The following is a 14,080-nucleotide window of genomic DNA, read 5'->3' as shown; positions in this document are numbered from 1 at the left end:
ACCAATCGATGTAAGCCACTCCTTCATTGGAGTGGCTTTTTTTTGTATATTTATTGTTCGAAAAAACAGTATAAATGAACCAGAAAACAGCATTTATTACGGGAGCAACTTCAGGAATAGGAAAAGCAACCGCGCAACTTTTTGCACAAAACAAAATACGCTTAATACTTTGTGGCAGGCGCAAGGAGCGGCTTGATTATTTAAAAGAAGAACTTAGTCAAATAACTGAAGTTACTACATTGAATTTTGATGTGAGTAATAGAGAAGAAGTTTTTAATGCCATTGCATCACTGCCAAACGAATTCAAAAAAATTGATATTTTGATTAATAATGCCGGAAATGCTCATGGATTAAGCACCATACAGGAAGGGAATATGGATGATTGGGACGCGATGATTGATATTAATGTAAAAGGATTGTTATATGTGTCAAGAGCAATACTTCCTCAAATGGTGGAACGAAATGAGGGGTTTGTGGTAAATGTAGGCTCCATTGCGGGCAAAGAAGTGTATCCGAACGGTAATGTATACTGCGCTTCAAAATATGCCGTAAACGCATTAAATAAAGCGATGCGGATCGATTTAAATAAGCACAATATTCGTGTTTCCGCTATTCATCCAGGCGCTGTGGAAACTGAATTTTCTGAAGTTCGATATAAAGGTGACAAAGAAAAAGCAAAAAATGTTTACAAAGGGTTTAAAGCCCTTCAGCCGGAAGATATTGCCGATATTATTAACTTTGTCGTAACAAGGCCTTATCACGTTAACATAGAAGATTTAGTTGTGTATCCAACGGCGCAGGCCAGCGCCAGTATTTTGAATAAAGAATGAGGTAAATGAAATGATTAATAAGCGGCTTTTAATAAAAAATTTGTTGGCCCACAATGATGAAAACAGCTTTTATGACAAGAAGCTAAAAATTTCATTGGAACATAAAGAGGGGAAAGCGAAATTTTTAAAACTCGTTTGCGCTTTGGCAAATTCAAATCCCGAAAACAACTCATACGTCGTAATTGGTGTTGAAGACCAATTTGATAAAATTGAAGGTGTCGATTTTTTTGATGATAGCAAGATTCAAAATTTAATGAATTCTTACTTTAACAATCCGCCAAAAATTCAATATGAAAATATTGCATTTCCAAGTTTGCCAAGATATAAAGTGGTAGGTTTGGTTACTATTCATCCTTCAAAAAAAATAGCCTCACTTAAAAAATCAATTTGGAAATATGTTAATGGAACCATTTTTTACCGAAGAGGAAGCAACTCTTTGTCTGGTTTGGATACTTTTGAAATCACAAATACCAATAAGACAATTGTTGAAGCTATAGAAAAAATATCCAGTAATAATATTCAGTTAACCTTAGATGGTGTTTTTGATTTTATGAATAGGCATAAAAAAGCTTACCACCCAACCTACAAAGTTTTTAACGAACAGTTTGTGTTATGCTGGGCGGGCGAAAAAAGAGTATTTCATGGCGCTGTTTTTTATTCACGTGTTGATATTGAGATGATTAACGAACAAGTTCGTTTGTTTTATTCTGCCTTGGATGATGTCAAAATTGAATTTAACAACAATTCTTTCAGAATTACAGAGTATGTTTATTTAGGATTGAAAAAATCGTTCGATTATTATCCTTTAGAAAAAACCGTGATACATTTTAAGGAAAACGGAAAATATGATATTGCAAGTGAATTGCTGTTTGAACCACCCCAGTTTGATAAAAAATTATTGCACCATGTTTTTAACAATTGCAATGCTATTTTAGAGAAATTAAAAAAGAATTTGCCACTTACTGAAATTGAATTGGCAGATGTTCATGAAATTCCCACCCAATATTTAATCTGTGTTTTAAATAAAATGCCAAATGCTTTTCTCAGGCTGAAAGATGCTGAGTTGCCACTAAAAAATTTGGAAGACAAAACAGGATACATCAAATATAAAGAAGCAGTTAGGGTTCTTAGAAAATTAAAATATAGCTAAAGATGACATGTTTTTTGAGGTATGTAACAAATTTATCAACCATTTAACTTTTTGTACAATTCCAAGGCATAACCATCAGTTAAACTTGCCACGAAGCCACAAATCGTTAAAATTCTTAAATAATGCGATTCTTTTGGTTCTTGCAGGCTTTCTGGCAATAAATTTATAACCAGTTTGTCATAATTTGTAAGGGAATGTTCAAAATTCCTGTTGCTTGCTGTCAAAAAGACATCCAATAACTTGGCGATTACATTATAGCCAACCAATTCTTTTTCAATGACTTCTCTGCTTTTATAAATTTTTTCGACGCTTATTTTTATGATATCATTTATTTGAGCTTCATAAGTGCATTTATCCAGTAAAGAATGTGGGTATTCACCTTTTAAAATATCATTTTCCTGTTTTAAAAAAACATTAACGGCTTCATTGATTAGATTTCCGATGGCCAATGCACGGAGGTAGCTTAAACGATCTTTTTTAAATTGTAATTGGTAGTATTTTTTGGTGTCAATGCTATCTTTCACCAACTTTATTAAATATTCGAGTGCAAAATCTTCCTCAATCAACCCCAAATTTATGCCATCTTCAAAGTCGATGATGGTATAACAAATATCATCGGCAGCTTCAACCAAATAAGCTAAAGGATGTCTGTGATAACTTGAGTTTTCCCCTTTTGAGGCTGAAGCCAGGCCTAACTCTAAAGCGATATCTTCAAAACAAGAAACTTCGGATTGAAAGATTCCATATTTTTTATCAGAAACATGAGATGTAGGTTTTTTCGGCAAAGATTCTTTGGGGTATTTTATAAAAGTGCCCAAAGTGGCATAGGACAATCGCAAGCCACCTTCCATTCCCGATTTACTTTCTGTTAAAATTCTAAAACCGTTGGCATTTCCTTCAAAATCCACAAAATCTTGCCATTGTTTTTTGGTAAGATGTGCCTCATATTGTTGACCGTTTCCATGTTTAAAATATTCGCCAATGGCTTTTTCTCCGCTATGGCCGAATGGTGGATTTCCAATATCATGCGCCAAAGCTGCCGTGGCTACAATAGCGCCAAAATCATTCATAGTAAAACCTTGTTCCACCAATTCAGGATGATTTTTAAGCACTTGTTCTCCCACTTTTCTGCCTAAAGAACGTGCCACAACACTAACTTCTAAACTATGGGTAAGTCGGGTATGTACAAAATCTGTTTTAGAAAGTGGAACAACCTGTGTTTTATCCTGCAAACTTCTGAAGGAATCAGAAAAAATAATTCGGTCGTAATCCACTTCAAAGCCCAAACGGGTTTCATCTTGGTCTTTGCGCGGTCGTATTTGTGTATCACCAAATCTCTTAAGAGAAAGTAGTTGGCTCCAATTCATGTTCATTGTAAATTTTTACGCAATATACTTATATAATTTATATTTTTTTGAAGCTTTCTTATTTGTAAAACTCAACTCTTTTATTTACATCCCCGTCATTTCTTTGCTCCAAAAAATACTTGAAGTAATTAATCAAATAAATTCACAAGAATTTGTTTTTTTACAAAAGGAGACAAAATATTGCTTCACTAAATAAAATAATGTTTTATATTATTAAAAATGAGCATACTAAAAAAATTAAAATCGTAATAGGTAAAGGTGAAAAAGTTCCAGAAAACTTGCCACTGGAAATTGATTTTTTAAATAGAGAGTATCCCGAAATTGCTATAGAATTTTTAGTTCTGGATAGAAAATTTAGCCCTGAACTTATTGAAGAACTTTCAAAAAATGGAATATTCCAATTAATTTTATGTTTATTGGCTTACCTAGTGGCAAGTTCCCTTATAAAGTTGAAGAATTAGGAGGCGTAAGGTTAATTATATAAAAGAATAGCTTTTACGGAAAAGTCAAAACTTTATAATTTTTTGAAATTTTTCTTTTTGATTTTAAAAGTATCTGTACCTTTGTTTAAAATCATTCTAAATAAGTGTTTTGGGAACTACTGAAAATTCAGGTATTTTTAACTACGATTTTGATTGGGGCAATTCAACTGAAAAGAAAAAGACCAGTGAAATAAATGAAAAATGCTGTGAAAAATTCAAGAATAAAAGTAAAAAGACATGTAAAAAATGTCCAAATCGTGTTCCCTAATGGTTAGATTTTAATACTTTTGCACTTCCTTTTTATTATCATAAAATGCCAGCGAGTTCAAAAAAATTATTTCTTAAATTTTTAAAATGGAGGTATCAGCATATTTCCAATAGGCAGTTCACAAATATTGCCAGTGCTGTTATCGGACTTTTGGCAGGTTTAGGGGCTGTAATTTTAAAAAACCTAACGCATTTAATTCAAAATTTATTGGAAGGCGAATTTATAAAGCAAATGCATCAGGCATTTTATTTTATTTTCCCAATTATAGGCTTGTTAATTGTTCTTCTTTTTATAAAATATGTTATTCGAAAAAAAGTAGGACACGGAATTCCATCCACTTTATATGCCATTTCAAAACAAAAGGGAATTATGCCAAGACATCAAATGTGGGCGTCGTTAATTACCGCACCGATAACAGTTGGATTTGGAGGATCTGTTGGGTTAGAGGGGCCAACTGTTGCCACAGGCGCTGCGCTTGGTTCTAATTTTGCACGCTTGTTTCACTTAAACCAAACCACCAGAACATTGCTAATTGGTGCCGCCGCTGCGGGCGCTATGTCCTCAATTTTTAAAGCGCCGATTGCGGCCATAGTTTTTGCCGTGGAAATATTTAGCTTAGAACTCACGCTTGCCTCAATGATTCCTTTACTTCTGGCTTCTATTACGGCTATACTTACCTCTTATTTCTTTTTGGGAGATGATGTGTTACTGCATTTTAATTTGCAGGATAAATTTGAGCTAAGTGATGTTTTGTTTTATGTTTTTCTAGGTGTGGCATCTGCCGCAGCTTCCATTTACTTCAGCAAAGTATATTTTGCAATTGCTAAATTTTTTAAAAAATTCGATAATCCATACAAGCGACTATTAATTGGGGGTCTTTTATTAGGTATTATTGTCTATTTTATTCCACCTCTTTTTGGGGAGGGTTATGAAACCATCAACAATGTTTTGCGAGGGAATGTAGCTGATATTGTGCAAAATAATAGATTTCAAATAGCAGCTGACACTACTTTGGAAATTATAATGTTCCTTGCCGGTTTAATAATGTTTAAAATAGTTGCTACGTCATTCACTTTTGGTGCTGGTGGTATTGGAGGTGTTTTTGCGCCAACACTTTTTACAGGAAGCGTCACGGGATATGTATTTGCATCGATTGTCAATTACAGTAACTTATTCAGCCACCAACTATCCTTAACTAATTTTGCCATGGTTGGAATGGCGGGTTTAATGGCGGGAATTTTACAGGCGCCCTTGACTGCAATATTTTTAATTGCGGAAATTACCGGTGGTTATGAGCTTTTTGTTCCGTTAATGATTGTCGCTTCTATTTCTTTTCTTGTTTCAAAAAAATATATTCCGCATAATATTTATGCATCTGAACTGGCGAAAAAAGGCCAGCTTATAACGCATGATAAAGACAAAAATGTGTTAATGATGCTCGATTTGGATAAATTAATTGAAACTAATTTTGTCATGCTTCATCCTGAAATGACCTTGGGAGACGTAGTAAATAACGCAGTTGCAAAATCATCCCGCAATCATTTTCCTGTTGTAAATGAAGAAAATGAATTTTTGGGAATACTTACCATCAACGACATTAGAAGTATTATGTTTGACAAAGAATTATATGACAAAGTCAAAGTAGGAAGTTTAATGCATGCTGCATCTGATATTATTTACTATGAAAAGGATTCGGCAGAGGAAATCTTAAATAAGTTTAAAAGTTGTGGAGCATGGAATTTAGTGGTAATTAAAGAGGGCAAATACTTTGGTTTTATTTCTAAATCGCGCTTACTTACCGCTTATCGAAGAAAATTAATTGTTGTAACTTCTTAGTTTTTATTCATAAATTGAACCGCTTTATCGGGAAAATCAGTAAAAACACCATCGACATTTGCTTCGTATAATACAACTTTTAACAATTCTTCAAATGTTCGGAAATCACCCAATTGATCAGCTCTAAAAGTATAGGCGTGTACTTTTAAATTGTATTTATGTGCTTTTTCAACTAAATCAGAAATGAGCCAATTACCTTTTTTGTCTTTTCCTTCAATAATTTGTTTGTACCAAGGACCAATTCCATCGGCATATGTTGAAATTTCTTCCAACTTTTCTTCATCTTTTTTAAATTCCATCAGTTGCACCAAAAAAAGTTCGCTTTTGAATTCATTTCTGATTCGTTTTAACTCACCGGCATCAAAACATTGTAAAATACAGGGATCATTTTTAGTTTTATAGCCGTAATCATTCAGTGTTTTTAACACTATTTTAGAAATATCCTTTCCTTCTTTTTGATGAAATGCTGGTTCTTTAATTTCAGGATAAATACCAATATTTTTTCCGGTACTTTTGTTTAGTCCTTTAATTAATTCTATTTCTTCCTGAAGGGAATGCAATCTAAATGTGGAGGTAAATATTGGAAATCGGTCAGGAAAAACAGCTTTATGAGTAATTGGATTCATCCTTTCAGAAACATTTAATTGTTTAAGTTCATCAAAAGTAAAATCAATCACATAAAACCGCCCGTCATTTCTTTTTTTCTTTAGAAATTTCAATTTAACATCACTAACAGTTTCTAAATCAATATCATGAATTACCATTGGAACATTGTCTTTGCTTAAAACAATATCCTGCTCCAAATAATCTGCACCCATTGCAAACGCCATTGCTTTTGCAGGCAAAGTGTGTTCGGGTAGATATCCCGAAGCACCTCTGTGTGCTATTACTACTTTATTGTTATTTTGAATTTTCACTTTATCCTCAAACTTATGTTCACTGCAAGATAATGACAACATTAAAAAAAATGAATAAAAATGATGGATATTTTACAATTTTAAATTCATTTAAATGTATTGATTTTTGTAGTTTTACAGCGTAATAACAAATTATTTTATGATGAAATTTGTGATAATATTTATTTTGATACTTTCTGTAGGAATGTTAGGTGCAGGTTTTTATCTAAAGAATTCCGGAGATGTCGATGGCGAAATTGTAATTGGAATTGGAGTATTGATTGTGGCTTTTATCTTAATGCCATTATTTATTTACCATCGGTATAAAAACAAAAATTTAAAAGATTTTACCTTTGATAAATTCAGAAAAGACTTGGAAGAGAGGAGCAAGAGCGAAAGTTAACAAATTTTATATTTATCAATTTAAATTACGTTTTTCAATAAAAAAACGCTTTAATAGTTTACTGCATTCTTCTTCTAAAACACCGCCAACAAGCACTGTTTTAGGGTGCAAAGTAGTATTCATTACCAAAAACCCTCTTTTTTCTTCAGAAGCGCCATATACAATTTTTCCAAGTTGTGCCCAATAACTTGCCCCTGCACACATTTGGCAAGGTTCTAAAGTAACATACAACGTGCACTCTTTTAAATATTTTCCCCCTAAAAAATCTGCAGCAGCGGTAAATGCCTGCATTTCGGCATGAGCGGTTACATCATTTAAAGTTTCCGTTAAATTATGTGCACGGGCAATAATTTGGTTGTTCATTACAATGACAGCACCAATAGGAACTTCATTTTTGTCCAAAGCTATTTCAGCCTCCTGCAAAGCGCGTTTCATAAAATAAATGTCATCAAATGGATCCATCATGCATCAAAAGTAATTATTTTAATTCAACGAACAATTTAAATAGTTTAGTTTTGTAGTTGTGAAATCAAAATTGTTAGAACATATTAACGACCCGAAAGACCTGCGGAAGTTGGCCAAAAATCAACTGGAAACAGTTGGCAAAGAACTGCGTGAATTTATTATTGCAGTTGTTGCAGCCAAAGAAGGTCATTTAGGCGCAAGTTTGGGTGTTGTGGAATTGACCATTGCGCTACATTATGTGTTTGATACACCAAACGATTTACTGATTTGGGATGTAGGGCATCAGGCATACGGACATAAAATATTAACTGGCAGAAGAGAAATTTTTCATACAAACCGTCAATTGGGTGGGATTTCTGGTTTTCCAAAACGAAGCGAAAGCATTTATGATGCTTTTGGCACAGGACATTCCTCTACCTCAATTTCGGCAGCATTGGGAATGGCTATTGCCTCAAAATTAAAAGGCGATTTTCAAAAACACCATATTGCAGTAATTGGCGACGCTTCCATTGCCAGCGGAATGGCTTTTGAGGGATTGAATCACGCTGGGGTTACCGATGCGAATCTTCTGATTATTTTAAACGACAATACTATGGGAATTGACCCAAGTGTTGGTGCTTTAAAAAATTATTTTACCGATGTGAAAGCGGGTAAAAAAGTTAGGAAAAATAATATTATTGAAGCATTGAATTTTAATTATTCCGGACCGATAGATGGACACAATATCGGCGATATTATCACAGAATTAGAGCGTTTAAAATCGATTAAAGGTCCTAAATTTTTACACATAATTACCACAAAAGGAAAAGGACTGCAGCAGGCAGAACTTGATCAGGTGACTTACCATGCTCCGGGAAAATTCGATAAAATAACAGGAGAATTAAATGCTAAAAATAATATCCCGCAACCTCCAAAGTATCAGGATGTTTTTGGGGAAACCATTGTTGAACTGGCTAAAATTAATTCAAAAATTGTTGGAATTACACCCGCAATGCCCACTGGAAGTTCCCTAAAATTAATGCTTGAAGAAATACCCAAGAGGGCTTTTGATGTTGGTATCGCTGAACAGCATGCAGTGACTTTGGCGGCAGGAATGGCCACGCAGGGATTAATTCCTTTTTGTGCCATTTATTCCACGTTTTTACAGCGTGCCTACGACCAAATAGTTCACGATGTGGCATTGCAAAATTTACCGGTAATTTTTTGTATAGACAGGTCTGGAATTGTTGGTGAAGACGGCGCAACGCATCACGGTGCTTTTGATATTGCTTATTTACGCTGCATTCCTAATATAGTTATTTTTGCACCTTTAAATGAAATTGAATTGCGCAACATGATGTACACTGCGCAATTGGGAATTGATTTTCCTCTGGCGATTCGCTATCCTCGCGGACAAGGAACGCTTATTGACTGGAAAAAACCCTTTAGCAAAATTGAAATAGGAAAAGGAGCATGTGTTTTTGAAGCTTCAGAAATTGCAGTGTTAAGTATTGGTACGATTGGAAATAAATTGATTGAACTTCAGCCCGAACTGCCAAAAAATAAGATTGCGCATTATACTATGCGTTTTGTAAAACCTTTGGATGAAGATTTGTTGCATTACGTATTTAAAAAGTTTAAAACTATTGTCACCATTGAAGATGGGACAATTATAGGTGGATTTGGAAGCGCGATTCTGGAATTTGCCGCAAACAATAATTATAAAAATAAAACCATTAAACATTTAGGGATTCCAGATCATTTTATTGAACATGGAAAAGTTGATGAGTTAATGGAATGCATTCATTTATCCAAAGAATATATAAAGGAATTCTTATTGAAGCTTTTATAAAAAAAATATTTTATGTTTCTTTGCCGAAATATTTTTTTACCCAATTTTATAGTGAAATGCGATTAAAACTTTTCCTGATTTTTACAATTGTTTTCATTCTCAATACAAAAGCAGCAATTTTAATAGACACATTGGACATTAACCAGGTACCTCTTACTCATTGGAAGGAAACCAATAATTTCCGATTGATTTTTACCCAAAACTCATTTGTAAACTGGAGTGCAGGCGGCAATAATTCCATTTCCGGCATCGCAAAAATAAATATAAAAAGAGATTACAAAAACAATCATACCGTTTGGCAAAGTGAATTGAAAGCCTATTATGGATTAAATAAAGAAGCCAGTCGTGAATTGCGGAAAACAGAGGATTTAATCGAGTTGAATTCAACATTTGGCTATAGAAACAATATTAATTCCAAGTGGTATTATTCCGCTAAATTCAATTTTAAAACGCAATTTACAAACGGCTATAAATATCCAAATACCGACAAACCGATTTCAAAATTCTTTTCGCCTGCTTATAATTTTTTGGGTGTTGGGTCTGAATATTTTTCAAAGCAAAACGCACTAAAAATATACCTTTCTCCACTCACCAATAAAATGACATTTGTTTATAATAAATTGCTTGCAAATGAGGGTTCTTTCGGTGTTGAACCAGCTGTTTATGATGATGCAGGTAATTTAGTGACTGAAGGAGAAAACCTTAAAGTAGAGGTTGGAACTTATATTGCCGGCGAATGGAATACTGAGGTTATGGAAAATATAATAATGAATAATAAATTGATTTTATATTCTGATTATTTGAACAAGTACGGCAATGTGGATGTCAATTGGGAATTAAATTTTGATTTGACTATTAATAAACATGTGACCGCAAATGTAGGCTCCCATATTTTATATGATGATGATGTAAAGCACAAAGAAGATATTAATAATGACGGAAAACTAGTAGCCCTAGGGCCCAAAACACAGCTAAAACAACTGTTGGGAGTTGGTTTGTTTTATTCGTTTTAAAGTCGGTTTTTTTATAAAAAATGTTCTACAATAAAAAAGTTCTTAAAACCAAATATTATTTGGTTTTAAGAACTTTTACTTTTTAAGACAATCTTAAAATCTATACTAAATCAAATTTTATGCCTTGAGCCAAAGGTAATTCCGTAGTATAATTTATGGTATTGGTTTGACGTCTCATATAAACTTTCCATGCATCTGATCCCGATTCACGTCCGCCGCCGGTTTCTTTTTCTCCACCAAAAGCGCCACCAATTTCAGCACCGGAAGTGCCAATATTTACGTTTGCGATACCACAATCTGAACCCTGAACAGATAAAAACAGTTCGGCTTCGCGCAAATTATTGGTCATAATTGCTGATGAAAGTCCCTGTACAACCCCATTTTGCAATTCAACGGCGTTTTTAAGTTCTCCAGAATATTTTATGAGGTATAAAATTGGCGCAAATGTTTCGTGCTGCACAATTTCAAAGTGATTTTCAGCTTCAACAATTGCAGGTTTTACATAGCAGCCGCTTTCATAGCCTTTTCCGCTTAATACACCGCCTTCAACCAAAATTTTCCCACCTTCTTTTACCGCTTCTGCTAAAGCACTTTCATACATTTTAACAGCATGAGTATCGATTAATGGTCCAACATGATTGTTTTCATCTAAAGGATTTCCAATACGTAATTGTTTGTAAGCTTTCACCAAGGCGTTTTTTACTTGCTCATACATAGAATCATGTATAATTAACCTGCGTGTTGAAGTGCATCTTTGTCCAGCGGTACCAACAGCACCAAATACAGCACCAATAATCGTCATTTTTATGTCAGCGCTTGGCGTGATAATAATGGCATTGTTACCTCCTAATTCCAACAATGATCTTCCTAAACGCTCTGCAACAGTTTTCGCAACAATTTTTCCCATTCTAATGGATCCTGTGGCTGAAATTAAGGCCATACGTTTATCAGTGGTCATATATTCGCCCACTTTATAATCACCATTTATGATACAAGAAATACCTTCAGGTAACTTATTTTCTTTTAAAACTTTTGCAATTATATTTTGACAGGCAATGCTGCATAAAGGTGCTTTTTCTGAGGCTTTCCAAACACAAACATCACCAGCAATCCAAGCCAGTGCAGTATTCCAAGCCCAAACCGCCACTGGAAAGTTAAATGCTGATATAACTCCCACAATGCCTAAGGGGTGATATTGATCGTACATCCTGTGTCCGGGACGTTCAGAATGCATGGTAAAACCGTGTAATTGTCTTGACAATCCAACAGCAAAGTCGCAAATGTCTATCATTTCCTGAACTTCTCCTAAGCCTTCTTGCAGCGATTTCCCCATTTCATAAGAAACCAGTTCCCCTAAAGGTTGTTTTAATTCGCGCAGTTTTTCACCAAACTGACGAACAATTTCTCCGCGTTGAGGTGCCGGAACAATTCTCCAACTGGTAAAAGCTGTCTGAGCAGATTCCATAACTTTTTCAAAATCTTCTTTTGTTGTTGTGATAACTTTACCTATCAATTTTCCATCTACAGGAGAATATGACTCAATAATTTCACCATTTCCGAAAAAATTTAGACCAGTTGAAGTTCCTTTATTTAATGTTTTAACGCCCAGATCATTTAGCGTTTTTTCTATTGTTGTGATTCCCATAAAGTGGATTTATTTAAATTTTAGATGTTGCAAAAATACGAATAAAAAATGTTTTAAAAAGAAAAGCCGTTTCAATTTTGAAACGGCTTTTCTTCATTAATATTTGGTAACCAGCCAAATAATAAACCAACTAAAACTTATAATTTAAACCTGTATAAACTCCTAAATAATAAGGCTGAATACTTCCGGAGTTTTTAGAAAAGGTATTTGTTTGTACTTTGAACATTGGGGAAACATTAATGAATAAATTTTTATAAATGGAATAATCGACATCCAATCCAATATTACCGCTAAAATTTACTGATCTTAGATTGTTTGAAGAACCTAAACTTTGGGTAAAACTATTGGTTTCAATAAATACTTCGTCCCTGTTTAAAAGAAGCGTACTAAAACCGCCCACTAAATTAACGCCAAATTTTCCATCAGTAACGCTGTACTTTACCTCAACTGGAATTTCAATATAGCCAAAAACTTGATTTAAACTTCCTTCCGAACTTTCCCCAATATTTTGCACATTTTCTTTAGATGTTGAAATATCTGCACTTCTGGCCAAAAACGGATTTGCCGATAAATTTGAAAAACCAACAATGGAAACTCCTGGAGTAACGTATATGTTATTAGTAGTTAAACCTAAATTAATTAAATTAACACCTGATTGTAAACTGAATTTATTTGTAAGCTGATAAGCTACTTTTACACCATAGGAATAGGAAGTATTTCCATAAGATGAATTGTCTTTAAACTGCGCGTCAACGCTAGAACCATCACCAAAAGAATTGAAATAAATAGGCGCAAAAATAGTAGCAACGCTAAATTTACTTTCTGTTATTTCTTTTTTTGGAATTTCTTTATCAGCAAAATTTGAAAGCGGTAAATTTTTAGTGTCCTTTAATAAAAAGCTGTTTAATGATTTTTGAGACAAAACCGTTTCTTCTGTAATATTTTTATTGGCTTTTATCGCAAATTTGGCGCTGTTTTCTATTTCAGATAATTCTTGACTTAAAGCTGTCACAGCTTTTTGCATAGCCTTTATTTTTTCTTCAACAGATGCTGTAGCTATAGTATCTTTTTGGTTTGAAATTTCCGGAATTCTATTCTTTTTAAGAAATATTTTTTGAGAGAATTCGTTTTTTGGAAGAAAATAAATGGCGCCAATACTAAAAAAGAGGACAAGCAATGCTGCAATGCTGGAGATTTTTAGCCAAACAGGAAATTTTCGTTTTTTAGGACTGCCGACAAGCCGGTTTTCAATAGAATCCCAAGTCTCGTTTGGTGGGAACACCTCAAAGTCTTTTAAATTCTCTTGGAATAATCTATCAATGCTTTTAAAATCTCTCACTATTATCTTTTATCTTAAACAGATTGTTGTGCCTTTTGATGAATTTCTATTTTTTGTTTTAAAATGGCTCTTGCTCGGGCTAAATTCGATTTCGAGGTACCTTCTGCAATTAGCAACATTTCTGAAATTTCCTTATGAGAATAACCATCTAAGGCATAAAGGTTAAAAACCATTCTGTACCTATCCGGTAATTCATTTATTAGATTTAGTAAAAAATCTAAAGAAATTTCATGATCATCAACGTCAACAATCACCTCATCAGGAATATCTTCCGTAACAATATTTAACACATTTTTTTTTCTGTATTTTAATAAAACTGTGTTAAGCATCACTCGCTTTAACCAGCCCTCAAACGATCCTTTAAAATTAAACTGCCCAATTTTTTCAAAAATGACAATAAAGCCATCTTGAAAATTGTCTTGGGCCTCTTGTTTGTTTTTAGAGTACTTTAGGCATATAGAAAACAACTTACCTGCAAAAAGCTGGTAAATTTCCTTTTGTGCCTTTCGATCGTTATTAGCACACTGTTTTATGAGTTCATCTAAACCCAAATAC

General features: G+C 33.8%; 13 protein-coding genes. 7 read left to right on the top strand and 6 right to left on the bottom strand.

Annotated elements, in window-relative coordinates; genetic code table 11:
* Positions 1 to 74 precede the first annotated feature (74 nt).
* Complete coding sequence (locus ABY285_RS01820; protein WP_372766418.1) at positions 75 to 830, top strand: SDR family NAD(P)-dependent oxidoreductase; 756 nt, start codon at positions 75 to 77, stop codon at positions 828 to 830.
* 10 nt (positions 831 to 840) lie between these two features.
* A complete protein-coding gene (locus ABY285_RS01815) occupies positions 841 to 1,980 on the top strand; it encodes an ATP-binding protein (protein ID WP_372766416.1) in 1,140 nt (379 codons plus the stop codon).
* A 35-nt stretch (positions 1,981 to 2,015) separates the two neighbouring features.
* Here ABY285_RS01815 and ABY285_RS01810 read toward each other — a convergent pair whose 3' ends face one another.
* On the bottom strand, positions 2,016 to 3,347 hold the full coding sequence (locus ABY285_RS01810; protein ID WP_372766414.1) for a deoxyguanosinetriphosphate triphosphohydrolase: 1,332 nt from the start codon (positions 3,345 to 3,347) through the stop codon (positions 2,016 to 2,018).
* A gap of 200 nt (positions 3,348 to 3,547) precedes the next feature.
* Here ABY285_RS01810 and ABY285_RS01805 point away from each other — a divergent pair, with 200 nt between their 5' ends.
* Positions 3,548 to 3,808, top strand: coding sequence for a hypothetical protein (locus tag ABY285_RS01805; protein ID WP_372766412.1), 261 nt, complete (start codon positions 3,548 to 3,550; stop codon positions 3,806 to 3,808).
* Positions 3,809 to 4,142: 334 nt separating this feature from the next.
* Entirely contained in the window at positions 4,143 to 5,933 is a 1,791-nt protein-coding gene (locus ABY285_RS01800; RefSeq protein ID WP_372766410.1) for a chloride channel protein, read from the top strand.
* Here the strand turns inward: ABY285_RS01800 and glpQ are convergent.
* On the bottom strand, positions 5,930 to 6,892 hold the full coding sequence (gene glpQ / locus ABY285_RS01795; RefSeq protein WP_372766408.1) for a glycerophosphodiester phosphodiesterase: 963 nt from the start codon (positions 6,890 to 6,892) through the stop codon (positions 5,930 to 5,932). The genes ABY285_RS01800 and glpQ overlap by 4 nt on opposite strands.
* Before the next feature lie 97 nt (positions 6,893 to 6,989).
* Here glpQ and ABY285_RS01790 point away from each other — a divergent pair, with 97 nt between their 5' ends.
* Positions 6,990 to 7,232 carry a hypothetical protein gene (locus tag ABY285_RS01790; RefSeq protein ID WP_372766406.1) on the top strand — a complete coding sequence of 81 codons (243 nt, stop codon included), beginning with the start codon at positions 6,990 to 6,992 and terminating at the stop codon, positions 7,230 to 7,232.
* A gap of 15 nt (positions 7,233 to 7,247) precedes the next feature.
* Here ABY285_RS01790 and ABY285_RS01785 read toward each other — a convergent pair whose 3' ends face one another.
* Positions 7,248 to 7,697: a nucleoside deaminase gene (locus tag ABY285_RS01785; protein WP_372766404.1), complete on the bottom strand. Its 450-nt coding sequence runs from the start codon at positions 7,695 to 7,697 to the stop codon at positions 7,248 to 7,250.
* Positions 7,698 to 7,755: 58 nt separating this feature from the next.
* Here ABY285_RS01785 and ABY285_RS01780 point away from each other — a divergent pair, with 58 nt between their 5' ends.
* A complete protein-coding gene (locus ABY285_RS01780; RefSeq protein WP_372766402.1) occupies positions 7,756 to 9,528 on the top strand; it encodes a 1-deoxy-D-xylulose-5-phosphate synthase in 1,773 nt (590 codons plus the stop codon).
* A 56-nt stretch (positions 9,529 to 9,584) separates the two neighbouring features.
* Positions 9,585 to 10,541 (top strand): DUF3078 domain-containing protein, encoded by a 957-nt coding sequence (locus ABY285_RS01775; protein ID WP_372766400.1) that lies wholly within the window; start codon positions 9,585 to 9,587, stop codon positions 10,539 to 10,541.
* Positions 10,542 to 10,641: 100 nt separating this feature from the next.
* Here ABY285_RS01775 and ABY285_RS01770 read toward each other — a convergent pair whose 3' ends face one another.
* The 3 genes from ABY285_RS01770 to ABY285_RS01760 all read right to left on the bottom strand — a co-directional run bounded on the left by ABY285_RS01770 (position 10,642) and on the right by ABY285_RS01760 (position 14,076).
* Positions 10,642 to 12,186 carry an aldehyde dehydrogenase family protein gene (locus ABY285_RS01770; RefSeq protein ID WP_372766398.1) on the bottom strand — a complete coding sequence of 515 codons (1,545 nt, stop codon included), beginning with the start codon at positions 12,184 to 12,186 and terminating at the stop codon, positions 10,642 to 10,644.
* Between the two features lie 130 nt (positions 12,187 to 12,316).
* The gene (locus ABY285_RS01765; protein ID WP_372766396.1) at positions 12,317 to 13,525 is read right to left on the bottom strand and encodes an outer membrane beta-barrel protein; all 1,209 of its coding nucleotides are present in this window, start codon (positions 13,523 to 13,525) and stop codon (positions 12,317 to 12,319) included.
* Between the two features lie 14 nt (positions 13,526 to 13,539).
* Positions 13,540 to 14,076, bottom strand: coding sequence for an RNA polymerase sigma factor (locus tag ABY285_RS01760; RefSeq protein WP_372766394.1), 537 nt, complete (start codon positions 14,074 to 14,076; stop codon positions 13,540 to 13,542).
* Positions 14,077 to 14,080: the final 4 nt, after the last annotated feature.

Source organism: Lutibacter sp. (assembly GCF_041555395.1).
In the GTDB taxonomy this organism is placed as follows: Bacteria; Bacteroidota; Bacteroidia; order Flavobacteriales; family Flavobacteriaceae; genus Lutibacter.
The sequence above is the reverse complement of the archived record's forward strand: the minus strand, read 5'-3'. Positions and strand labels throughout refer to the sequence as shown.

Bases quoted from the DNA above. Each gene is read 5' to 3' on its own strand.
- ABY285_RS01820 (WP_372766418.1), top strand. From the start codon at position 75: ATGAACCAGAAAACAGCATTTATTACGGGAGCAACTTCAGGAATAGGA.
- ABY285_RS01815 (WP_372766416.1), top strand. From the start codon at position 841: ATGATTAATAAGCGGCTTTTAATAAAAAATTTGTTGGCCCACAATGAT.
- ABY285_RS01810 (WP_372766414.1), bottom strand. From the start codon at position 3,347: ATGAATTGGAGCCAACTACTTTCTCTTAAGAGATTTGGTGATACACAA.
- ABY285_RS01805 (WP_372766412.1), top strand. From the start codon at position 3,548: ATGTTTTATATTATTAAAAATGAGCATACTAAAAAAATTAAAATCGTA.
- ABY285_RS01800 (WP_372766410.1), top strand. From the start codon at position 4,143: ATGCCAGCGAGTTCAAAAAAATTATTTCTTAAATTTTTAAAATGGAGG.
- glpQ (WP_372766408.1), bottom strand. From the start codon at position 6,892: ATGTTGTCATTATCTTGCAGTGAACATAAGTTTGAGGATAAAGTGAAA.
- ABY285_RS01790 (WP_372766406.1), top strand. From the start codon at position 6,990: ATGATGAAATTTGTGATAATATTTATTTTGATACTTTCTGTAGGAATG.
- ABY285_RS01785 (WP_372766404.1), bottom strand. From the start codon at position 7,697: ATGATGGATCCATTTGATGACATTTATTTTATGAAACGCGCTTTGCAG.
- ABY285_RS01775 (WP_372766400.1), top strand. From the start codon at position 9,585: ATGCGATTAAAACTTTTCCTGATTTTTACAATTGTTTTCATTCTCAAT.
- ABY285_RS01770 (WP_372766398.1), bottom strand. From the start codon at position 12,186: ATGGGAATCACAACAATAGAAAAAACGCTAAATGATCTGGGCGTTAAA.